Here is a 22,815-nt window from a genome sequence, read left to right on the forward strand (position 1 = left end):
ACTGCCGAGGAAACACCGTGACGGACACCCACCGCTCGCCTTCGCCGGAATCGGCGCAGGACGCTGCAAACGCAATGGACCAGGCACTCGACTGGCTCATCGTGCTCGGCAGCCCGGACGAGGAGCAGACCCGGCAGTTTCATGCCTGGCTGGCGGCCGATCCTTTGAATGCCCAGGCGTTCGCCAAGGCGCAAGCGATCTGGGACGGCCCGCAAGTGGTGCAGTGTGCGCAAAGCCTGGCCGCGGCACCTGCGAAAGTGACTGTCCTCTCCCGTTTGCGCCCGCACTGGAAACCGCTGGCTACCGCCGCCGTGCTGATCCTCGGCCTGTTCAGTTTCAGCAACCTGCCGATGCGCATTCAGGCCGATCACCTGACTGTGGTCGGCGAGCGCCAGCGCCTGCAGCTGGAGGACGGTTCGAAAGTCCTGCTCAATACCAATTCCGCCTTCTCCAGCACGATCAACGATCAACAGCGCGTCGCACGCCTGTATCAGGGCGAAGCGTTTTTCGAGATTGCCGGCAATCGCACTCAACCGCTGGAAATCGACGCCGGCCCGGTCAAGGCCAGCGTGCGCGACACCGCGTTCGCCGTGCGTTATCTGGACGGCGTGGCGCAGGTCAACGTGCAGCGTGGCGATGTCGATTTGCGTGCCACGCACAACGATGCCCGGGTGCGCCTGAGCGCAGGCGAGAGCATCCGCATCGGCCCGAATGGTTTCGACCGTCCGGCCAGACTCGACGCGAACACGGAACTTGCCTGGGTACAGGGCCGACTGGTGTTCGAAAACTGCCCGTTGAATCAAGTGCTGGCCGAACTGCGCCGCTACTATCCGGGCTGGATCATCAACACCAACGAACAGTTGGCCGATGTCGCCGTAACCGGAAACTACCGCCTCGATCAGCCGCTCGACGTGGTGCGCTCCCTCGCTCACATCACCTCGGCGCGCCTGCAGGAATTCCCCGCGCTGGTGATTTTGAACTAAATGAGAATTATTTTTACTCGATAGCCAAGGTCAGTACGTCTCGTTATAGCCAATGCAATTGATTCGCAACACGCCGAATCAATCAGCACCTATAAAGATTCGTGCGACACGGAGCGCTATCGATGTCCTCTCGCCTTACCCGCCAGACCTCTTCCCCTTCACGCGTATTGTCGTTGCTGACCGCCGCCATCCTGATGGCCGGCACCGCACCGCTGATGGCTGCCACCGAGCAGCCGGCGCGCAACATGGGTGATTACTCGTTCGCCATCGGCCAGCAACCGCTGGTGTCGGCCCTCAACGCCTTCACTGCCGTGACGGGCTGGCAGGTCGGTTTGCCGGCAGAACTGGGTCAAGGCGTATCGTCGCCGGGCGTGCGCGGCTCGTTGCCACCGGAAAAAGCCCTTGAGCGCCTGTTGGTGGGGACCAACCTGAGCTTCCGCAAACTGAGCAACAACAATGTCGTGCTGGAAAAACGCAGCAGCGGCGGCGCGCTGAATCTGGATCAGGTGACCATCAGCGCCACCCGTCAGGAACAGTCGGTCAACAGCGTACCGGCCACTGTCACCGTGCAAACCCGTGAGGATCTGGATCGCAACAACGTCAACACCATCAAGGATCTGGTGCGTTATGAACCTGGCGTAACCGTCGGCGGCGCCGGCACACGTGGCGGCATCAGCGGCTACAACATCCGTGGTATCGATGGCGACCGCATCCTCACTCAGGTCGACGGCGTCGAAGTGCCAGACGGTTTCTTCAATGGCCCTTACGCGAAAACCCAGCGCAATTACGTTGACCCGGAAATCGTCAAACGCGTGGAAATCCTCCGTGGCCCGGCCTCGGTGCTGTACGGCAGCAACGCCATTGGCGGCGCTGTCAGTTACTACACCCTTGATGCCGACGACATCATCAAACCGGGCAAAGACGTCGGCGCGCGCCTGAAAACCGGTTACAGCTCGGCCGATGACAGCTGGCTGAAATCCGCCACTGTCGCCGGCCGCGCCGACCAGTTCGACGGTTTGCTGCACTACAGCCAGCGCGACGGTCACGAAACCGATTCCTACGGCAGCAACAACGGCATCGGTCTCGAGCGCACCGCCGCCAACCCGGAAGACGTTCGGGCGACCAGCGTACTGGCCAAGATCGGCTGGAACTACAACGAAGATTCGCGCCTGGGCCTGACCTACGAAAAGTACAAGGATGATCGCGACACCGATCAGAAAAGCGCCTACGGCGGCCCGTACTTCAACGGCGCGCCAACCATCCCGAACAGCGTGCTGCCGGGCGGCATGTACCAGTGGCGCACCGGTAACGACACCATCACCCGTGAGCGTTTCGGACTCGAGCACCGCTTCGCCCTCGACAGTCTGCTGGTCGACAACGTGAAGTGGAGCCTCAACCACCAGATCGCCAAGACCGACCAGAGCACCGAAGAGTATTACTACCCGATGACCCGTAAAGTGCTGCGCACCCGCGACACGATTTATGAGGAAAAGCAGTGGGTGTTCGACGCGCAGCTGGACAAGGCGTTCGCCATCGGCGACACCGATCATGTCCTGACCTACGGCACCACGATCAAGCAGCAAAAAGTCACCGGCTCGCGCAGCGGCGACGGCAAGTGTCTGGCCGTCGGTCGCGGCTGCACCGCCATTGGTGCGACCAGCACCGCTGACGTATTGGCCAAGGCCACCGACTTCCCGGATCCGACCATCAACACGTACAGCCTGTTCGCCCAGGATCAGATCACCTGGAACAACTGGACCTTCCTGCCGGGCCTGCGCTACGACTACACCCAGCTCAAGCCGCACATCACTCAGGAATTCCTCAATACCGTGGCCGCCGACGGCAAAGGCACGGTCAGCGACGAGAACAAGACCTGGCACAAAGTCTCGCCCAAATTCGGCCTGACCTACGCCCTGACCGAAAACTACACTTGGTATGGTCAGTACGCAGAGGGCTTCCGCACCCCGACGGCGAAAGCCCTGTACGGTCGCTTCGAGAACAACACCACCGGTTACAGCGTGGCGCCGAACCCGGATCTGGAACCGGAAAAAAGCAAAAGCTATGAAACCGGTCTGCGCGGCAACTTCGAGCAAGGCTCGTTCGATGTGGCGGTGTTCTACAACAAGTACCGCGACTTCATTAACGAAGACGCGGTCACGCCCGGCTATAGCGAGCTGACTTTCCAGTCGAGCAACATCAAACACGCCACCATCAAGGGGGCGGAAGTCAAAGGTCGCCTGAATCTGGATTCGTTCGGCGCGCCGCAAGGCCTGTACACCCAGGGTTCGATTGCTTACGCCTATGGCCGCAACAACGATAATGGCGAGCCGATCAACAGCGTCAACCCGCTGACCGGCGTGTTCGGTCTGGGTTACGACCAGGACAACTACGGCGGCCTGCTGAGCTGGACCCTGGTGAAGAAAAAGGATCGCGTCGACGACAGCAACTTCAAGTCGCCGGACGGCGTCAGCAGCCAGTTCAAGACCCCCGGCTTCGGCATTCTCGATCTGGCCGGGTACTACAAAGTCACCGACGACGTCACCGTCAGCGGCGGCATTTACAACCTGACCGACAAGAAATACTGGCTGTGGGATGACGTACGCGGCTACGACAGCGTCGGCGAAGCGTCGGTTACGCAACCGGCCAACCTTGATCGCCTGACTCAGCCGGGTCGCAACTTCGCGATCAATCTGATCTGGGACATCTGATCCGATGAACCTCACTGCGCGTGTTCAGGCACCGCACAGTGAGGTTTTTTTACGCTTGGACGTCTTCTTGTTCGTCTCGTTATCAAGCGCCTCTTTTATCAAGGACAAGTCATGACCACTTCGGAAAAATCCCTGCGTTCACAACGCTTGAACCAGATCACCCATGAGCCGCACACCAAACTCGACGCACTGGTGAAGGCTCATGCGCCCTTCGAGACCCGCGCCAACTTTGCCCGTTTCGTCGTCGCGCAATACCTGTTCCAGTCGGAGCTGGTTGAGCTGTACAACGACGCCGAACTGACCGCAATCGTGCCTGACCTGCCGGCGCGTTGCCGCGCTGAGGCGGCCAAGGCTGACCTGGCGGATCTGCACACCGAAGTCCCGGCACCAGTGGCCGGTGCGGTGAAAAAACCGAGCAAGGCGCGTGCGCTGGGCTGGATTTTTGTGTCCGAGGGTTCGAAGCTCGGTGCAGCGTTTCTGATCAAACGCGCCGTGGCGCTGGAACTGAGCGAAACCTTCGGCGCCCGTCATCTGGGCGAACCTGAAGGTGGCCGTGCCGAGGGCTGGAAAAGCTTCGTGCGCACCCTCGATTCACTACAGTTCAATGCCGAGGAAGAGGCCGAAGTGGAGCAAGGCGCGATTGATGCGTTCAACCGCTTCACCGTGCTGCTGGAACAGGCTTACGCCACAGAGGCCGAACCGGCCTGACTCCCGACACACCGAAATACCCACTGTGGGAGCGGGCTTGCTCGCGAATGCGGCCTAATATTCAACAGAGATGTTGGCAGACACACCGCCTTCGCGAGCAAGCCCGCTCCCACATGGGAACTGCAACAACCTGTAAGATCCCGATCCCGCTTCAGAAGCCACCGCTGAGCTCATGCCCCAACCCGCCGCCTCGAAACTCGCCCGTCTGCTGTTCGGCCTGCTCGCCTACGTCAGCCTCGGCATTGGCCTGATCGCCATCGTCGTGCCCGGCCTGCCGACCACCGAGTTCATTCTCCTCGCCGCTTGGGCCGCCACCCGCAGTTCGCCGCGCCTGAGTGCCTGGCTGGAAAACCATCGGCTGTTCGGGCCGATCCTGAGCAACTGGCGCAATGGCAAGATCATCGCCCGCAAGGCCAAGGTCAGCGCCACGGTGAGTATGTTGTTGTGCGCAACGCTGATGCTGGTGATGCTCGATCACGGCTGGCCGATTTATCTGGCAATTGCAGGGATGACGATGGGCAACCTGTGGATCTGGTCGCGCCCGGAAACCCTCTCCGTCTAATCCACACCGGGTTTCTGTGTGAAGCACTTTTGTGGCGATGGGATTTATCCCCGCTGGGCTACGAAGTGGCCCCAAATCCACCAATTGCGACAGGTCTGACAGACCGCATTCAATGAATTCACGACTGCTTCGCAGCCGAACGGGGATAAATCCCCTCGCCACAGACGTCCCTCCCAAGCCGGGACACACAGTGTTCATGCAGATGAAACTTCCCTGTAATTAATCCCTTTTTCAGCACTTTTTCCTGCGCAAACGTTTAGCGATAACCGTTCGTCGGCATGCCGCTCATGCGCCCTCGCCTCACGCCGATGAGCAATGCATGGCGCTGAATGGATTTGGCGAACCGGGTAATTCCAAACCCCGTGGCCACCGGTTTATTCATTCACGAGATCGCCCCATGTTCGACTCTCTTTCCATTCGCCTGAAAATCGTTCTGCTCTCCGGTCTGTGTCTGCTCGGCGTGGTTGCGCTGATCGTCGGCATGAACATTTACCAGACCAACCAGAACGATGAGCTGGTCAGCCACTCAAGCAACCAGTTGCTGACCGCCAGTGTGCAGAACCTGCTGCAGGCCAAAGCCGCCGAACAAGCGGTGCGGGTGCAGAAAACCTTCGGCGAAAGCCTGTTGGTGATCACCGCGCTGGCCGATCAGATCAAGGACATGCGGGTGATGGCCGCCAAGCGTTCGCTGGACGCCGGTGCCCTGCGGGAAGAGTTGAACCTGAGCCTGAAAACCGCGTTCGAGCGCAACGACAAAGTGCTCGGCATCTGGCTGGCCTTCGAGCCCAACGGTCTGGACGGTAAGGACAGCGAGTTCGTCAACGACGCCGCGCGCCAGTCCAACGAAGCCGGGCGCTTCGCCACCTACTGGAGCCGCGCCGCCGGTTCAGCGCTGAACACGATCATGGTCGAAGAAGACATGACCAAGACCACCCTCAGCCTCAGCGGTACGCCGTATAACAGCTGGTACACCTGCCCTCGTGACAACAAGCGCACCTGCCTGCTCGACCCGTATGCCGACACCGTCGGCAACAAGGAAATGCTCATGACGACCATTTCCGTGCCATTGATCGTCGATGGCAAGGCCATCGGCGTGGTCGGCGTCGACATTGCTCTGGATGCCCTGCAAGCAGCGGCCGTGGAGTCGCAGCGCAACCTGTTCAACAACGCCGGGCACATGCTCATCGTTTCCGGCAGTGGCGTGCTCGGTGCCGACAGTTCCGACGCCGCCAAGGTCGGGAAAAAGATCAGCGACACCCTCGGCGCCGATGGCCAGGACGTCCTGCAACTGCTCAGCTCCGGCACGCCGAAAATTCTCGAACAGGGCGACCTGATTCGTGCGGTGTACCCGGTCGATCCGATCGGCAATTCGCGCGCCTGGGGCGTGGTCATCGACCTGCCGAAACAAGTGCTGCTGGCCGACTCGGTCAAGTTGCAAGCGGTACTCGATGACGCGCAGGAAACCGGTGTGCTCACCGCGCTGCTGGTCGCTGTAGTCGCTGGGTTGGTCGGCCTGTTGCTGATCTGGCTGACCGCCTCCGGCGTCACCCGGCCGATCAACAGCGTCGCCGAGATGCTGAAGAACATCGCCAGTGGCGAAGGCGATCTGACCCAACGCCTGAACTACACCAAGAAAGATGAACTGGGCGAACTGGTGAACTGGTTCAACCGCTTCCTCGACAAGTTGCAACCGACCATCGCGCAGATCAAACAGAGCATCACCGAAGCACGTGGCACCGCCGACCAGTCTTCGGAAATCGCCCGCCAGACCAGCGAAGGCATGCAGGTGCAGTTCCGCGAAATCGACCAGGTCGCCACCGCCTCGAACGAAATGAGCGCCACCGCCCACGACGTCGCCAACAGTGCTTCGAACGCCGCCAACGCCGCCAAGGGCGCCGACCAGTCGGCCAGGGACGGAATGTCGATCATCGAGCGCAGCACCCGCGACATCAATCAACTGGCCGATGAAGTCAGCAAAGCAGTGACCGAAGTCGAAGAACTGGCGGTCAACAGTGAGCAGATCGGTTCGGTACTGGAAGTGATCCGCAGCATCGCCGAACAGACCAACCTGCTGGCGCTCAACGCCGCCATTGAAGCCGCCCGTGCCGGTGAGAGCGGACGTGGCTTTGCCGTGGTTGCCGACGAGGTGCGCAACCTCGCCAAGCGCACTCAGGATTCTGTCGAGGAAATCCGCGTGGTCATCGAACGCATCCAGACCGGCACTCGTGGCGTGGTCGCGACCATGCATTCGAGCCAGACCCAGGCCCACAACAACGCCGGGCAGATCCGTCAGGCCGTGGACGCGCTGGGCAAAATCAGCGATGCGGTCACCGTCATCAGCGACATGAACCTGCAAATCGCCAGTGCTGCCGAACAGCAAAGTGCCGTGGCTGAAGAAGTGAACCGCAACGTTTCGGCGATTCGCACCGTGACCGAAACCCTGACCGAACAGGCCACCGAGTCGGCTGCGATCAGCAGCCAGTTGAATGCGTTGGCCAGTCAGCAGATGAAATTGATGGATCAGTTCCGCGTGTAACCATTGTGGGAGAGGGCTTGCTCCCGAAAGCGTTGTCTCAGATACATGAGTCTCGTCTGACACACTGCCTTCGGGAGCAAGCCCTCTCCCACCAAAGAAAGCGTCAACGTCAGGGTTTCATCTAACCCGGGATTTTTTTGCACTATCATCGCCCTCTCGTTCCGGAGGGCCTTCGATGACTGATCTGCTCACGTCCATTCAAGCCGCGCTCGGCTTGCAGCACACGCCGATTCCGTTCACCGCCAGCGGCGCCCTGCCCTCGGCGTTCGCCGTCACTGACCTTGCCTGCGCGAGCATCGCCGCTGCCGGGCAAGCCATCAGCGAATTGCTCCATCAGCAAACCGATGAGTTGCCGAGGGTCGAAGTCGATCGACGCCTGGCCTCGTTCTGGTTCGCCACCTCGATTCGCCCGATCGGCTGGCAAGTGCCGCCGCTGTGGGATCCGGTCGCCGGCGACTACGCCACGCAGGACGGCTGGATCCGTCTGCACACCAACACCCCGCATCACCGCGCTGCAGCTGAAAGCGTGCTCGGTGCCTGTGCCGACCGCGCGGCGATGGCGGCAAAAGTGGCGCAATGGACGGGCAAGGATCTGGAGCAAGCGGTCGTCGATGCCAAGGGTTGTGCGGCGCAAATGCGCAGTTGGGCGCAGTGGCAACAACATCCGCAAGGGTTGGCGGTGAATGCCGAGCCACTGGTGCACTTCCTCGATGCGCCGGATGAAAGCGCGCAACCGTGGCAAGGCTCGGTCGAGCGGCCATTGGCGGGAATCAAGGTGCTGGATCTGACGCGAGTGCTCGCCGGCCCCACCGCCAGCCGTTTTCTCGCCGGCCTCGGCGCCGATGTGTTGCGCATCGATCCGCCGACCTGGAACGAGCCCGGCGTCGTCCCGGAGGTCACCCTTGGCAAACGCTGTGCGCGACTGGATCTGCATGATCCGGCAGATCGCACAGTGTTCGAAAATTTGCTGAAAGAGGCCGACATTCTTCTCCATGGTTATCGCGCCGACGCACTGGAAAACCTTGGTTTCGGCATCGAACGTCGCCGACAACTGGCGCCGGGGCTGATCGACGTTTGTCTCAATGCTTATGGCTGGAGCGGCCCGTGGCAAAACCGTCGCGGTTTCGACAGCCTGGTGCAGATGAGCAGCGGCATCGCCGAGGCCGGACAGTGCTGGAAGCAGGCGGACAAACCGACGCCATTGCCGGTGCAAGCGCTGGATCATGCGACCGGGTATCTGATGGCGGCGAGTGCGATCACGTTGCTGACCGAGCGTTTGCGCAGTGGGCACGGCGGTTCGGCGCGGTTGTCACTGGCGCGTACGGCGAAGCTGTTGATTGAGCATGGGCCGGGGACCAATGAGGCGTTGCGGGCCGAGGATGAGCGGGATCAGGGTTTGCAGGTCGAACAGACACCGTGGGGCCCGGCGCACCGGTTGCAAGCGCCGCTGACGATCAGCGGGACGCCGGTGCAGTGGGCATTGCCGGCCACAGAGTTGGGTTCCCATCGGCCACAGTGGTTGTAAAGAGCCCCTCACCCTAGCCCTCTCCCAAAGGTAGAGGGGACCGATTGGGGGATATTGAAGAGTTCCACCGACCTGAACGATCTTTGTCGAATCCACAATCGACTCTATCCCAGGCGCCAGCCATCGCTATCCGCCCCTTAATATTTCCTGCCGAATCCATAACCGACTCGGTCTTTCAGGTCGATGGACAGCGCAAGGTAACACGGTCGGCCCCCTCTCCCTCCGGGAGAGGGTTGGGGTGAGGGCCGCAATTTCAGGTCGAGCGATGATGTATCAATCAGCCCGGCTCAAGGTCGTCCACAACAGCTGAGCGGCATACCCTCGATAAGGCCGCCAGGCCTCCGCACGAACGGCCAATTCCCGCGCAGTCGGCCGCTGCCCTTCCAGCACTTCCAACGCCCGCAACAGCCCGACATCCCCGGTCGGAAACCCATCCATATCACGCAACTGCCGCAACGCGATGTACTGCGCTGTCCAATCACCAATGCCGTGCAGCGCCAGCAATCGCTCCACCCCGCCCTCGCGATCCGGCTCAAATAACAAGGGATCTTCCAGCAACGCCTGCGCCACGCCCGACAGTGTGCGCCCACGACTTTTCGGCATGCCCAACGCCGCTAGATCCGCCGCCGCCAAAACATCCGCCTGAGGAAAAACGTGTGTCAACCCTGGAATCGCCGAACGCAACGGCGCGCCATACTGCGCAACCAGTCTCCCCGCCAGACGAATCGCCGCCACTACGGTGATCTGCTGTCCGAGCACAGCGCGAAACGCCAGCTCCAGGCCGTCCCACGCACCGGGAACGCGCAGCCCCGGTCGCTCGACGATCAACCGCGCCAGCAACCGGTCTTGCGCCAGATGCCGTTGCATCAGCGGCAAATCCGCGTCGAGATCAAACATGCGCCGCAATCGCGCGGTCATTTCGGGCAGCGCTGACGGATCCGGGAACGCCAGCTCCACGTCCAGCGCATCGCCCATTCCGGGACGGATCGAAAACCAGCCATGACATCCGTTCAAGCCAATGCTGCGCGAGTACACACCGTCGACAACGGCCTCCATTCCGACCACCGCTCGCGCTGCCAAAAATCCCAGCATCGCCGCCCAGTCATAGGGCGGCTGATACTCAAGCGACAGCCTCACAACGACAACACCCCGCTGTACAAACCATACGCCGCCAGCCCGGCGCCAATGATCACGCAGGTAAAAATGCCTTTCTCGACCGTGGTGAACAACGGCTCGCCCTGCTCATGTTTGGCCTTGGCAAACAGAATCACTCCCGGCGCATACAGCAGCGCCGACAACAGCAAATACTTGACCCCGCCGGCATACAACAACCACACCGCATAACTCAGGGCGATGCCGCCGATCAGCAGATCCTTGGTGCGTTCGGCCGAGGCATGTTCGTAGGTTTCTCCGCGCCCGCTGAGCAGCACCGCGTACGCTGCCGACCACAGATACGGCACCAGAATCATCGACGAGGCGAGGTAAATCAGGCTGGTGTATGTGCCCGCCGAGAACAGCGTGATCAACAGGAAAATCTGGATCATCACGTTGGTCAGCCACAAGGCATTGACCGGCACATGGTTGGCGTTTTCCTTTTTCAGGAACGCCGGCATGGTTTTGTCGCGAGCCGTGGCGAAAAGAATTTCCGCGCAGAGCAAGGCCCACGACAGCAGTGCGCCCAGCAAGGAAATGGCCAGGCCAATGCTGATCAGCAACGCCCCCCAAGGCCCCACGATGTGCTCCAGCACCGCCGCCAGCGACGGGTTCTGCAGGTTGGCCAGCTCCGGCTGGCTCATGATCCCCAGCGATAGCACATTGACCAGCACCAGCAACGCCAGCACACCGATAAACCCGATCACCGTGGCGCGGCCGACATCGCTGCGTTTCTCCGCCCGCGCCGAGTACACGCTGGCGCCTTCGATGCCGATGAAGACGAACACGGTGACCAGCATCATGTTGCGCACCTGATCCATCACCCCGCCAAAACTCGGATTGCTGTGGCCCCAGATGTCGCGGGTAAAGATGTCCGCCTTGAACGCTACGGCGGCAATGACGATGAACATGATCAGCGGCACGATCTTCGCCACCGTGGTCACTTGATTGATGAACGCCGCCTCCTTGATCCCGCGCATCACCAGAAAATGCACGGCCCACAACAGCACCGAGGCGCAACCGATGGCGATGGGCGTGTTGCCCTGGCCAAAGACCGGAAAGAAATAACCGAGGGTGCTGAACAGCAGGACGAAGTAACCGACATTGCCCAGCCAGGCGCTGATCCAGTAACCCCACGCCGACGAAAAGCCCATGTAATCACCGAATCCGGCCTTGGCGTAGGCGTAGACGCCGGAGTCCAGCTCCGGCTTACGGTTGGCCAGCGTCTGGAAGACAAAGGCCAGGGTCAGCATGCCGATGGCGGTGATCCCCCAACCGATCAGGATCGCCCCGGCATCGGCCCGCGCCGCCATGTTTTGCGGCAACGAGAAAATCCCCCCGCCAATCATCGAACCCACCACCAGGGCGATCAACGCGCCAAGGCGCAGCTTTTGCGTCGGTTGCGACATTCCAGTCTCCCTTAAAACTGTGGTGTGGTTTTGTTTGTAACAACTATTAACTAAACGGATAAAGACTAATGACGTTTATTGAGTAACGCCAACAAACGTTCATTTATATATAGCCGTTGTCTCTAACGCCTAGCACGCTCAGACAGTTTTGTGCGCTGATCCTAATAAATCAATTCTGTGCTGAAAACAGATGTGAAAAATTTGCGAAAAGCTGAAAAGGAACTAGCGTGTTAATTCGAAAGTAATAGCAACAATTCCTTAAAAAAGCCTCAAGACGCCTCTAGTACAGGCATTGCAGACCAGATCCTTATGCCTCTAGTGGTTTCATAAGTCATTCATTAACAATGGAATGTGGCCATGCACTGATCTATGTCAGCTGTTTGAACAGACAACAGAACTACGCTGTGATCTCTTCTCTCCTGCAATGGAGTCATGCAATGTCTGAAGCTCCCGGAAAACTACGATTAGGTGCACTGGTTGCCCTCGTGGTCGGCTCAATGATCGGTGGCGGGATATTCTCTTTGCCACAAAACATGGCCGCCAGCGCCGACGTCGGCGCGGTACTGATCGGATGGGCCATCACTGCCGTCGGCATGCTCACTCTCGCTTTTGTCTTCCAGACCCTCGCCAACCGAAAGCCTGACCTTGATGGCGGTGTCTACGCCTACGCCAAGGCCGGATTTGGCGATTACATGGGTTTCTCGTCCGCCTGGGGTTACTGGATCAGTGCCTGGCTGGGCAACGTCGGTTACTTCGTTCTGCTGTTCAGTACCCTCGGCTACTTCTTCCCGGTGTTTGGTGAAGGCAACACGGTTGCCGCCGTCATCGGGGCGTCGGTGTTGCTGTGGGCCGTGCACTTCCTGGTGCTGCGCGGGATCAAGGAAGCGGCGTTCATCAACCTGGTGACCACGGTCGCCAAGGTCGTACCGCTGCTGCTGTTCGTGCTGATCGCGATTTTCGCCTTCAAACTGGACATCTTCACCGCTGACATCTGGGGCGTGAAAAACCCGGATCTGGGCAGCGTGATGAACCAGGTGCGCAACATGATGCTGGTCACCGTGTGGGTGTTCATCGGCATCGAAGGCGCGAGCATTTTCTCCGCCCGGGCGGAAAAACGTTCGGACGTGGGTAAAGCCACCGTGATCGGTTTCATCACCGTGCTGCTGTTTCTGGTGCTGGTGAACGTGCTGTCGCTGGGCATCATGACTCAGCCTGAGCTGGCGAAACTGCAGAACCCGTCGATGGCCGCCGTGCTTGAGCATGTGGTCGGTCACTGGGGTGCGGTGCTGATCAGCGTCGGCCTGATCATCTCCCTGCTGGGCGCGCTACTGTCGTGGGTCTTGCTGTGTGCGGAGATCATGTTCGCCGCCGCCAAAGACCACACCATGCCGGAGTTCCTGCGCAAGGAAAACGCCAACCACGTGCCGGTCAACGCCCTGTGGCTGACCAACGCGATGGTGCAGATTTTCCTCATCATCACCCTGTTCTCGGCCAGCACTTACCTGTCGCTGATCTACCTCGCCACCTCGATGATTCTGGTGCCGTACCTGTGGTCGGCGGCCTACGCCCTGCTGCTGGCGGTGCGCGGCGAAACCTACGAAGGCTTTGCGGCCGAGCGGCGCAAGGATCTGATCATCGGCGGCATCGCCCTGGTCTACGCGGTCTGGCTGCTCTACGCCGGCGGCGTGAAGTACCTGCTGCTCTCGGCCCTGCTCTATGCCCCCGGCGCGATCCTGTTCGCCAAGGCCAAGCTCGAACTCAAACAAGCGGTTTTCACCAACGTCGAGAAGCTGATTTTCGCCGCGGTGGTCGTCGGTGCCCTGGTGGCAGCCTACGGTCTCTACGACGGCTTCCTGACCCTGTAACCCCTGATTGATTTGTCATCTGGAGGAACACTGAAATGACCACGGAAAAAGTTAAGTACGGCGTCCATTCCGAAGCCGGCAAACTGCGCAAAGTCATGGTTTGCTCCCCAGGTCTGGCCCACCAGAGGCTGACCCCGAACAACTGCGACGAACTGCTGTTCGACGACGTGCTGTGGGTCGCCCAGGCCAAGCGTGACCACTTCGACTTTGTCACCAAAATGCGTGAGCGCGGCATCGAAGTGCTGGAAATGCACAACCTGCTGACCGACATCGTCGCCATCCCTGAAGCGCTGGACTGGATTCTCGAGCGCAAGGTCACCGCCGATTCGGTGGGCCTGGGCCTGATCAACGAAGTCAAATCCTGGCTGAAAAGCCTGGAGCCACGGCACATCGCCGAATTCCTGATTGGCGGCGTGTCCGCCGATGACCTGCCGGACAGCTTCGGTGGCAAGACCATCCAGATGTTCCGCGACTTCCTCGGCCACTCCAGCTTCATTCTGCCGCCGCTGCCGAACACTCAATTCACCCGCGACACCACGTGCTGGATCTACGGCGGCGTGACGCTGAACCCGATGTACTGGCCGGCGCGCCGTCAGGAAACCCTGCTGACCACCGCCATCTATAAATTTCACCCTCAGTTCACCAACGCCGACTTCGAAATCTGGTACGGCGATCCGGACAAGGATCACGGCAGCTCGACCCTCGAAGGCGGCGACGTCATGCCGATCGGCAACGGCGTGGTGCTGATCGGTATGGGCGAGCGTTCATCCCGTCAGGCCATCGGCCAACTGGCGCTGAATCTGTTCAAGAACAAAGCCGTGGAAAAAGTCATCGTTGCCGGCCTGCCAAAATCCCGCGCGGCGATGCACCTGGACACCGTGTTCAGCTTTTGCGACCGCGACCTCGTCACGATCTTCCCGGAAGTGGTCAACCAGATCGTCGCCTTCACCCTGCGCCCTGACGAAAGCAAACAGGGCGGCATCGACATCCGTCGCGAAGAAGGCACGTTCCTCGACGTCGTGGCCAAAGCCCTCAACCTGCCGAAACTGCGCGTCGTCGAAACCGGCGGCAACAGCTTCGCCGCCGAACGCGAGCAATGGGACGACGGCAACAACGTGGTGGCCGTGGAACCGGGCGTGGTCATCGGCTACGACCGCAACACCTACACCAACACCCTGCTGCGCAAGGCCGGCGTGGAGGTCATCACCATCAGCGCCGGCGAACTGGGCCGTGGCCGTGGCGGCGGCCACTGCATGACCTGCCCCATCGTGCGCGACCCAATCGACTACTAAACGACCATCTCCCCGGCCGCACTGACCCTGTCGCGGTCGGGCCGATTACCGAATCCAAGGAGAATCATCATGGCGTTCAACATTCACAACCGTAACCTGCTCAGCCTGGAACACCACACCCCACGTGAGCTGCGTTACCTGCTCGACCTGTCCCGCGACCTCAAACGTGCCAAGTACACCGGCACCGAGCAGCAACACCTGAAGGGCAACAACATCGCCCTGATCTTCGAAAAAACTTCGACCCGTACCCGCTGCGCGTTCGAAGTCGCCGCTTACGATCAGGGCGCCAACGTCACCTACATCGATCCGAATTCCTCGCAGATCGGCCACAAGGAAAGCATGAAAGACACAGCCCGCGTGCTGGGTCGTATGTACGACGCTATCGAGTACCGTGGCTTCAAGCAGGAAATCGTCGAAGAGCTGGCCAAGTTCGCTGGCGTGCCGGTGTTCAACGGCCTGACCGATGAATATCACCCAACGCAAATGATCGCCGACGTGCTGACCATGCGTGAACACGCCGACAAGCCGATCCATGAAATCAGCTACGCCTACCTCGGCGACGCGCGCAACAACATGGGCAACTCGCTGCTGCTGGTCGGCGCCAAACTCGGCATGGACGTGCGCATCTGCGCGCCGAAAGCCCTGTGGCCGCATGACGATCTGGTCGATCGCTGCAAGAAATACGCGGAAGAAAGCGGCGCGCGCATCACCCTCACCGAAGACCCGAAAGCCGCCGTCAAAGGCGTCGACTTCATCCACACCGACGTCTGGGTATCGATGGGCGAGCCGGTTGAAGCCTGGGCCGAGCGTATCCAGCAACTGCTGCCGTATCAGGTCAACGCCGAGCTGATGAAAGCCACCGGCAACCCGCGGACCAAGTTCATGCACTGCCTGCCGGCGTTCCACAACAGCGATACCAAGGTCGGCAAACAGATCGCCGAGCAGTATCCGCATCTGGCCAACGGTATCGAAGTGACCGACGACGTGTTCGAGTCGCCAGCCTGCATCGCCTTCGAGCAAGCGGAAAACCGCATGCACACGATCAAGGCGATTCTGGTGTCGACTTTGGCAGACCTGTAACCCGACTTTGGCACTGATCGTTCCCACGCTCTGCGTGGGAACGATCAACACGAAAAAAGGACATGCACCATGCGTATCGTCGTAGCTCTGGGCGGTAACGCCCTGCTCCGCCGTGGTGAGCCGATGACCGCTGACAATCAGCGCGCGAACATCCGTATCGCCACCGAGCAAATCGCCAAGATCCATCCTGGCAACCAACTGGTCATCGCCCACGGCAATGGCCCGCAAGTCGGCCTGCTGTCGCTGCAGGCAGCCGCCTACACCTCCGTCACCCCTTACCCGCTGGATGTGCTCGGTGCCGAAACCGAAGGCATGATCGGCTACATCATCGAACAGGAACTGGGCAACCTGCTGGACTTCGAAGTGCCGTTCGCCACCCTGCTCACTCAAGTTGAAGTCGACGCCAATGACCCGGCGTTCAAGAACCCGACCAAGCCGATCGGCCCGGTCTACGAGAAAGCCGAAGCAGAAAAACTCGCCGCCGAAAAAGGCTGGGCCATCGCTCCCGACGGCGACAAGTTCCGCCGTGTGGTGGCCAGCCCACGACCAAAACGCATCTTCGAAATCCGCCCGATCAAGTGGCTGCTGGACAAGGGCAGCATCGTGATCTGCGCCGGCGGTGGCGGCATTCCGACCATGTACGACGAGAAGCGCAATCTCAAAGGCATCGAGGCAGTGATCGACAAGGATCTGTGCTCCTCACTGCTGGCGGAGCAACTGGAAGCCGACCTGTTGGTGATCGCCACTGACGTCAACGCGGCGTTCATCGACTACGGCAAACCAACTCAGAAAGCCATCGCCGAGGCCCACCCGGACGAACTCGAACGCCTGGGTTTCGCCGCCGGTTCCATGGGACCAAAGGTTCAGGCAGCCTGCGAATTCGCGCGCCATACTGGCAAGGTTGCGGTGATCGGTTCGCTGGCAGACATCGAAGCCATCGTTCAGGGCACCGCCGGTACTCGCGTGACCACCGCGAAGCCCGGCATCAGCTACCGATAATCAGAAACTCCGGGGGCAGGCGCGAGGCCTGCCCTTCTCCCATGCCTTGAAAGGAGAAACCCATGGCCCAGTTCGAACCCGGCCGCTTGCACATCGAGCGGCACGCGTTAACTCCGGATGACGTCAGTTACAACGTGTGCCTCGACTATGAAGTGTTCACCGATCCGCAGAAAGGCAAAGGGATACAGTTCACCCTGCATGGCAGCATGCAAGACAAGGACATGAAGGAGACGTTTTTCCTGCCCAAGGAAGAGGCTTACAACTTCGCCCGCGACGTGACCCGAATCGCCGAAAAATACGGAATTCCCAAAGCGCACAGCCAGATCGGCTCGGTGCACAAACATTACGACTTGATGTTTGAAGACATCCGCACCAAGTTGAATATGCAATCCGGGGATCCGGTCAATCCAGAGCATTTCGAATAAGCCTTTAAGAGCCCCTCACCCTAGCCCTCTCCCGGAGGGAGAGGGGACTGATCCGGGGATGCTCCAGAGTTACGCCGACCTGACCTTGCTTTATTGAATCCATAATCGACTGGTTCTTCCAGGTCGATGTCAAACCTCAGACACCTCGGTCAGCTCCCTCTCCCTCCGGGAGAGGGCTGGGGTGAGGGGTGGATTTCGAGCACGACGCCATTCTCAAGATTTCACCCCAGTCCCCCATCAAGGCATACTTGCCACCCTCCGCAATCCAGAACCCAGAACCGCCCCATGCGTATCCACGTCAGCTTCATCGACCGCGTCGGCATCACCCAGGAAGTCCTGGCTATTCTCGGTGGGCGCAACCTCAATCTGGATGCGGTGGAAATGATCCCGCCGAACGTCTACATCGACGCGCCGACCCTGAGCCCGCAAGTGCTTGAAGAACTCAAAGATGCGTTGTTTCGCGTGCGTGGCGTGGAGGCCGTGGTGGTGGTCGACATCCTGCCCGGTCAGCGTCGGCACTTGCAGCTCGACGCGTTGCTCGCGGCAATGACCGACCCGGTACTGGCCCTGGACAGTGCCGGCAAGGTGCTGCTGGCCAACCCGGCCCTGATCGCCTTGTACGGTCGCGAGCCGGCCGGTGAAAGTGTCTCGGAACTGTTCAACGATCCGGGCCTGCTCGAAACGTTGCTCGAACACGGCTTCCGCCTGCCGCTGCGCGAGATCACCGTCAACGGCCAGACCCTGTTGCTCGACGCCACGCCGATCACCGACGCCGGCGCCCTGCTGACCCTGTATCAACCGAACCGCATCGGCGAACAACTCTCGGCGTTGCACCACGATCACGCCGAAGGTTTCGATGCGCTGCTCGGCGAGTCCCCGGCGATCCGCACCCTCAAGGCCCGCGCGCAAAGGGTCGCGGCCCTCGACGCACCGCTGTTGATTCAAGGCGAAACCGGCACCGGCAAAGAACTCGTCGCCCGCGCCTGCCACGCCATCAGTGCGCGGCACAACGCGCCGTTTCTCGCGCTGAACTGCGCGGCCCTGCCAGAGAACCTCGCCGAGAGCGAACTGTTCGGCTACGCTCCCGGCGCCTTCACTGGCGCAGCGCGCGGCGGCAAACCGGGGTTGATGGAACTGGCCAACCAGGGCACGGTGTTTCTCGACGAGATCGGCGAGATGTCGCCGTACTTGCAGGCCAAACTGCTGCGCTTTCTCAACGACGGCAGCTTCCGTCGGGTCGGTGGCGATCGTGAGGTGAAGGTCAACGTGCGGATCCTCAGCGCGACTCACCGCGACCTGGAAAAAATGGTCAGCGAAGGCCTGTTCCGCGAAGACCTGTTCTATCGCCTCAACGTGCTCAACGTCGAGGTGCCGCCCCTGCGCGAGCGCGGTCAGGACATTCTGCTGCTCGCGCGTTATTTCATGCAGCAGGCCTGCGCGCAGATTCAGCGCCCGGTCTGTCGCCTCGCCCCGGGCACTTACCCGGCGCTGCTCGGCAACCGCTGGCCGGGCAACGTGAGGCAATTGCAGAACGTGATCTTCCGCGCCGCCGCGATCTGCGAAAGCAGCCTGGTGGACATTGGCGACCTCGACATTGCCGGCACCTCCGTTGCGCGGCAGACCGACAGCGACGTCGACAGCCTCGAACAAGCGGTCGAAGCCTTTGAGCGCTCGTTACTGGAAAAACTCTACGTCAGCTACCCCTCGACCCGGCAACTGGCGAGTCGCCTGCAAACTTCGCACACTGCCATCGCCCATCGGTTGCGCAAGTACGGCATCCCCAACAAGCCCTGAACCGGACTCGGTCAAAAATGTGGGAGTGGGCTTGCTCACGAATGCGTCGGGTCAGCCAGCATTTATGGTGACTGACACACCGTATTCGCGAGCAAGCCCGCTCCCGCAGGGTATGTGGCGGATTCGAAACCCATTCAAAAGCGACCCCCAACTGTACTGAAAGCGCTACAGCGGAACGATATCGATACACCCTCCTCCGATCACTGCTGTGCAAGGCTTTGATCCGATTCAGCTTTTTTCTTCGCTCCAAGCTGTAGCGTTTTCGCTACAGCCTACTCGACCACAACCATCTAAATATCAGACAAGCTATTGTTTTATAAGGATATTTTTACTTTGGCCGCGTTCTTGCTAAGTAACCGCTCATAAAATCAGGGCATTACCGCCCGAGTATTCCACCGCGTCCACCAGACGAGTCTGGCCCCTGAGGAGTTTCCATGAGCGAGTTGCGTTTTACTGAAGATCACGAATGGCTGCGCGCCGAAGCTGATGGCTCTGTCACCGTCGGCATCACCGCTTTCGCGCAGAACGCCTTGGGCGACGTGGTGTTCGTGCAACTGCCTGAACTGCAGGCTTATGAAAAAGGCGCTGAAGCCGCCACCGTGGAATCGGTAAAAGCCGCCAGCGGCGTGTACATGCCGCTGGACGGTGAAGTTCTGGCCACCAACCCGGCACTGGAAGACAGCCCGGAACTGGTCAACGAAGACCCGCTGGGCGAAGGCTGGTTCTTCCGCTTCAAGCCAGCCGATGCTTCGGCCGTCGCCAAACTGCTGGATCAGGACGCCTACGACCGTCTGATCAAAGCCCAAGCCGAAGCCTGAGGAGTAACGACATGACCCAAGTAAACCTCGGCACCGCCAACGAATTCATCGCCCGTCACATCGGCCCTCGTGCCGGTGACGAGCAAGCCATGCTCAACAGCCTCGGCTTCGACTCGCTCGAAGCTTTGAGCGCTAGCGTGATCCCGGAAAGCATCAAGGGCACCAGCGTGCTCGGCATGGACGACGGCCTGAGCGAAGCCGATGCACTGGCGATGATCAAATCGATCGCCGGCAAGAACCAGCTGTTCAAGACCTACATCGGCCAGGGCTACTACAACTGCCACACGCCGTCGCCGATCCTGCGCAACCTGTTGGAAAATCCGGCCTGGTACACCGCTTATACCCCGTACCAGCCAGAAATTTCCCAGGGCCGTCTCGAAGCGCTGCTGAACTTCCAGACCCTGATCAGCGACCTCACCGGCCTGCCGATTGCCAACGCCTCACTGCTCGACGAAGCCACCGCCGCTGCCGAAGCCATGACCTTCTGCAAACGCCTGAGCAAGAACAAGGGCAGCCACCAGTTCTTCGCCTCGATCCACAGCCACCCGCAAACCCTCGACGTGCTGCGCACCCGTGCCGAGCCGCTGGGCATTGAAGTCGTGGTCGGTGACGAGCGTGAACTGACCGACGTAACTCCATTCTTCGGCGCACTGCTGCAATACCCGGCGAGCAACGGTGATGTGTTCGACTACCGCGAACTCACCGAACGCTTCCACGCCGCCAATGCGCTGGTCGCCGTCGCCGCCGACCTGCTGGCCCTGACCCTGCTGACCGCCCCCGGCGAGTTTGGCGCAGACGTCGCCATCGGTTCCGCACAACGCTTCGGCGTACCGCTGGGCTTCGGTGGGCCGCACGCGGCTTACTTCTCCACCAAAGATGCATTCAAGCGCGACATGCCGGGCCGCCTGGTCGGTGTTTCGGTTGACCGCTTCGGCAAACCGGCCCTGCGTCTGGCCATGCAGACCCGCGAGCAGCACATCCGCCGTGAGAAAGCCACGTCAAACATCTGCACCGCGCAAGTGCTGCTGGCCAACATCGCCAGCATGTACGCCGTGTACCACGGCCCGAAAGGTCTGACCCAGATCGCCAACCGCGTGCATCACCTGACCGCGACTCTGGCCAAGGGTCTGACTGCGCTGGGCCAGACCGTCGAGCAGAAACACTTCTTCGACACCCTGACCCTGGCCACCGGCGCGCAAACCGCCGCGCTGCACGACAAGGCGCACGCTGCCCAGGTCAACTTGCGCGTCGTCGACGCTCAGCGTCTGGGCCTGTCGGTCGACGAAACCACCACTCAGGCTGACATCGAAACCCTGTGGAGCCTGTTCGCTGACGGCAAAGCCCTGCCGGACTTCGCTGCGCTGGCCGCTGCGGTGCAAAGCACCATCCCGGCTTCGCTGGTGCGTCAGTCGCCGATCCTCAGCCATCCGGTGTTCAACCGTTATCACTCGGAAACAGAGCTGATGCGCTACCTGCGCAAGCTGGCGGACAAGGACCTGGCGCTGGATCGCACCATGATCCCGCTGGGCTCGTGCACCATGAAACTCAACGCCGCCAGCGAAATGATTCCGGTGACCTGGGCCGAATTCGGCGCCCTGCACCCGTTCGCTCCGGCCGAGCAAAGCGCCGGTTACCAGCAACTGACCGATGAACTGGAAGCGATGCTCTGCGCCGCCACCGGTTACGACGCGATCTCGCTGCAACCGAACGCCGGTTCACAAGGTGAATACGCTGGCCTGCTGGCGATTCGCGCCTATCACCAGAGCCGTGGCGATGACCGTCGCGACATCTGCCTGATCCCGTCGTCCGCCCACGGGACCAACCCGGCGACCGCCAACATGGCTGGCATGCGCGTGGTTGTGACCGCGTGCGACGCGCGTGGCAACGTCGACATCGAAGACCTGCGCGCCAAGGCCATCGAGCACCGCGAACACCTCGCGGCGCTGATGATCACTTACCCGTCGACCCACGGCGTGTTCGAAGAAGGTATCCGCGAGATCTGCGGGATCATTCATGACAACGGCGGCCAGGTTTACATCGACGGCGCCAACATGAACGCGATGGTCGGCCTCTGTGCGCCGGGCAAGTTCGGCGGCGACGTCTCGCACCTGAACCTGCACAAAACCTTCTGCATCCCCCACGGCGGCGGCGGCCCGGGCGTCGGCCCGATCGGCGTGAAATCGCACCTGACGCCGTTCCTGCCAGGCCACGGCCACATGGAACGCAAGGAAGGCGCGGTCTGCGCAGCACCGTTCGGCAGCGCGAGCATTCTGCCGATCACCTGGATGTACATTCGCATGATGGGTGGCGCGGGTCTGAAGCGAGCTTCGCAACTGGCGATCCTCAATGCCAACTACATTTCCCGTCGCCTCGAAGAGCACTACCCAGTGCTGTACACCGGCAGCAACGGCCTGGTGGCGCACGAGTGCATTCTCGACCTGCGTCCGCTGAAAGACAGCAGCGGCATCAGCGTCGATGACGTCGCCAAGCGTCTGATCGACTTCGGTTTCCACGCCCCGACCATGTCGTTCCCGGTGGCCGGCACGCTGATGATCGAGCCGACCGAAAGCGAATCCAAGGAAGAACTGGACCGCTTCTGCGACGCCATGATCCGCATCCGCGAAGAAATCCGCGCTGTAGAGAATGGCACGCTGGACAAGGACGACAACCCGCTGAAGAACGCCCCGCACACCGCAGCAGAACTGGTTGGCGAGTGGACCCACCCGTACAGCCGCGAGCAGGCGGTGTACCCGGTGGCGTCGTTGATCGAAGGCAAGTACTGGCCGCCGGTCGGTCGCGTCGACAACGTCTTCGGCGACCGCAACCTGGTCTGCGCCTGCCCGTCGATCGAAAGCTACGCTTAAACGAATGAGGGGCAGGTAAACCTGCCCCGACTTCAGCTACACCACAGTTCCCCATGGAAATGCATCAAGCCTGATATTCCGCCAATTCCTATAAC

15 protein-coding genes and 2 pseudogenes are annotated in these 22,815 nt (G+C 60.7%); 15 read left to right on the forward strand and 2 right to left on the reverse strand.

What is annotated here, in order from left to right; translation table 11 throughout:
• The first annotated feature begins 17 nt into the window (after nucleotides 1–17).
• The 7 genes and pseudogenes from F2P67_RS07865 (at nucleotide 18) to F2P67_RS07890 (ending at nucleotide 9,022) form a co-directional block, all read left to right on the forward strand.
• Nucleotides 18–983: a FecR domain-containing protein gene (locus F2P67_RS07865; protein WP_166219158.1), complete on the forward strand. Its 966-nt coding sequence runs from the start codon at nucleotides 18–20 to the stop codon at nucleotides 981–983.
• Between the two features lie 122 nt (nucleotides 984–1,105).
• Nucleotides 1,106–3,691: a TonB-dependent receptor gene (locus tag F2P67_RS07870; protein WP_166219160.1), complete on the forward strand. Its 2,586-nt coding sequence runs from the start codon at nucleotides 1,106–1,108 to the stop codon at nucleotides 3,689–3,691.
• A 111-nt stretch (nucleotides 3,692–3,802) separates the two neighbouring features.
• A complete protein-coding gene (locus F2P67_RS07875) occupies nucleotides 3,803–4,399 on the forward strand; it encodes a biliverdin-producing heme oxygenase (protein WP_166219162.1) in 597 nt (198 codons plus the stop codon).
• 172 nt (nucleotides 4,400–4,571) lie between these two features.
• Complete coding sequence (locus F2P67_RS07880) at nucleotides 4,572–4,961, forward strand: YbaN family protein (protein WP_166219164.1); 390 nt, start codon at nucleotides 4,572–4,574, stop codon at nucleotides 4,959–4,961.
• 670 nt (nucleotides 4,962–5,631) lie between these two features.
• A pseudogene (locus F2P67_RS28055) lies at nucleotides 5,632–6,639 on the forward strand (methyl-accepting chemotaxis protein); the annotation flags it as partial.
• Between the two features lie 330 nt (nucleotides 6,640–6,969).
• Nucleotides 6,970–7,497: pseudogene (locus tag F2P67_RS28060) on the forward strand (methyl-accepting chemotaxis protein); the annotation flags it as partial.
• A 175-nt stretch (nucleotides 7,498–7,672) separates the two neighbouring features.
• Nucleotides 7,673–9,022 carry a CoA transferase gene (locus tag F2P67_RS07890; protein ID WP_166219168.1) on the forward strand — a complete coding sequence of 450 codons (1,350 nt, stop codon included), beginning with the start codon at nucleotides 7,673–7,675 and terminating at the stop codon, nucleotides 9,020–9,022.
• Between the two features lie 273 nt (nucleotides 9,023–9,295).
• On the opposite strand, the gene F2P67_RS07895 is transcribed toward F2P67_RS07890, so the two are convergent.
• The gene (locus F2P67_RS07895; RefSeq protein ID WP_166219170.1) at nucleotides 9,296–10,159 is read right to left on the reverse strand and encodes a DNA-3-methyladenine glycosylase 2 family protein; all 864 of its coding nucleotides are present in this window, start codon (nucleotides 10,157–10,159) and stop codon (nucleotides 9,296–9,298) included.
• Complete coding sequence (arcD, locus tag F2P67_RS07900) at nucleotides 10,156–11,583, reverse strand: arginine-ornithine antiporter (RefSeq protein WP_166219172.1); 1,428 nt, start codon at nucleotides 11,581–11,583, stop codon at nucleotides 10,156–10,158. The genes F2P67_RS07895 and arcD (F2P67_RS07900) overlap by 4 nt, the downstream gene beginning before the upstream one ends.
• Before the next feature lie 437 nt (nucleotides 11,584–12,020).
• On the opposite strand from arcD (F2P67_RS07900), the gene arcD (F2P67_RS07905) reads away from it, so the two are divergent.
• The 8 genes from arcD (F2P67_RS07905) (at nucleotide 12,021) to gcvP (ending at nucleotide 22,720) form a co-directional block, all read left to right on the forward strand.
• On the forward strand, nucleotides 12,021–13,448 hold the full coding sequence (gene arcD / locus F2P67_RS07905; protein ID WP_166219174.1) for an arginine-ornithine antiporter: 1,428 nt from the start codon (nucleotides 12,021–12,023) through the stop codon (nucleotides 13,446–13,448).
• A gap of 35 nt (nucleotides 13,449–13,483) precedes the next feature.
• A complete protein-coding gene (gene arcA / locus F2P67_RS07910) occupies nucleotides 13,484–14,740 on the forward strand; it encodes an arginine deiminase (RefSeq protein WP_166219176.1) in 1,257 nt (418 codons plus the stop codon).
• A 69-nt stretch (nucleotides 14,741–14,809) separates the two neighbouring features.
• On the forward strand, nucleotides 14,810–15,820 hold the full coding sequence (locus tag F2P67_RS07915) for an ornithine carbamoyltransferase (protein WP_047296014.1): 1,011 nt from the start codon (nucleotides 14,810–14,812) through the stop codon (nucleotides 15,818–15,820).
• A 69-nt stretch (nucleotides 15,821–15,889) separates the two neighbouring features.
• Complete coding sequence (arcC, locus tag F2P67_RS07920; protein WP_166219178.1) at nucleotides 15,890–16,819, forward strand: carbamate kinase; 930 nt, start codon at nucleotides 15,890–15,892, stop codon at nucleotides 16,817–16,819.
• Nucleotides 16,820–16,881: 62 nt separating this feature from the next.
• Nucleotides 16,882–17,244: a DUF5064 family protein gene (locus tag F2P67_RS07925; protein WP_166219180.1), complete on the forward strand. Its 363-nt coding sequence runs from the start codon at nucleotides 16,882–16,884 to the stop codon at nucleotides 17,242–17,244.
• Between the two features lie 285 nt (nucleotides 17,245–17,529).
• Nucleotides 17,530–19,038, forward strand: coding sequence for a sigma-54-dependent transcriptional regulator (locus F2P67_RS07930; protein WP_166219182.1), 1,509 nt, complete (start codon nucleotides 17,530–17,532; stop codon nucleotides 19,036–19,038).
• Nucleotides 19,039–19,472: 434 nt separating this feature from the next.
• A complete protein-coding gene (gene gcvH / locus F2P67_RS07935; protein WP_007951190.1) occupies nucleotides 19,473–19,856 on the forward strand; it encodes a glycine cleavage system protein GcvH in 384 nt (127 codons plus the stop codon).
• A gap of 11 nt (nucleotides 19,857–19,867) precedes the next feature.
• Nucleotides 19,868–22,720, forward strand: a complete 2,853-nt coding sequence (gene gcvP, locus F2P67_RS07940) for an aminomethyl-transferring glycine dehydrogenase (RefSeq protein ID WP_425511019.1) — start codon at nucleotides 19,868–19,870, stop codon at nucleotides 22,718–22,720.
• Nucleotides 22,721–22,815 lie beyond the last annotated feature (95 nt).

The sequence above is a fragment of the Pseudomonas atagonensis genome (assembly GCF_011369485.1).
GTDB classification, from domain to species: domain Bacteria; phylum Pseudomonadota; class Gammaproteobacteria; order Pseudomonadales; family Pseudomonadaceae; genus Aquipseudomonas; species Aquipseudomonas atagonensis.

Excerpts from the sequence above, each read along its gene's own strand:
- F2P67_RS07870 (WP_166219160.1), top strand. The coding sequence starts at position 1,106 with ATGTCCTCTCGCCTTACCCGCCAGACCTCTTCCCCTTCACGCGTATTG.
- arcD (WP_166219174.1), top strand. The coding sequence starts at position 12,021 with ATGTCTGAAGCTCCCGGAAAACTACGATTAGGTGCACTGGTTGCCCTC.
- F2P67_RS07880 (WP_166219164.1), top strand. The coding sequence starts at position 4,572 with ATGCCCCAACCCGCCGCCTCGAAACTCGCCCGTCTGCTGTTCGGCCTG.
- F2P67_RS07875 (WP_166219162.1), top strand. The coding sequence starts at position 3,803 with ATGACCACTTCGGAAAAATCCCTGCGTTCACAACGCTTGAACCAGATC.
- F2P67_RS07925 (WP_166219180.1), top strand. The coding sequence starts at position 16,882 with ATGGCCCAGTTCGAACCCGGCCGCTTGCACATCGAGCGGCACGCGTTA.
- F2P67_RS07890 (WP_166219168.1), top strand. The coding sequence starts at position 7,673 with ATGACTGATCTGCTCACGTCCATTCAAGCCGCGCTCGGCTTGCAGCAC.
- arcC (WP_166219178.1), top strand. The coding sequence starts at position 15,890 with ATGCGTATCGTCGTAGCTCTGGGCGGTAACGCCCTGCTCCGCCGTGGT.
- arcD (WP_166219172.1), bottom strand. The coding sequence starts at position 11,583 with ATGTCGCAACCGACGCAAAAGCTGCGCCTTGGCGCGTTGATCGCCCTG.
- F2P67_RS07930 (WP_166219182.1), top strand. The coding sequence starts at position 17,530 with ATGCGTATCCACGTCAGCTTCATCGACCGCGTCGGCATCACCCAGGAA.
- F2P67_RS07915 (WP_047296014.1), top strand. The coding sequence starts at position 14,810 with ATGGCGTTCAACATTCACAACCGTAACCTGCTCAGCCTGGAACACCAC.
- gcvH (WP_007951190.1), top strand. The coding sequence starts at position 19,473 with ATGAGCGAGTTGCGTTTTACTGAAGATCACGAATGGCTGCGCGCCGAA.
- arcA (WP_166219176.1), top strand. The coding sequence starts at position 13,484 with ATGACCACGGAAAAAGTTAAGTACGGCGTCCATTCCGAAGCCGGCAAA.
- gcvP (WP_425511019.1), top strand. The coding sequence starts at position 19,868 with ATGACCCAAGTAAACCTCGGCACCGCCAACGAATTCATCGCCCGTCAC.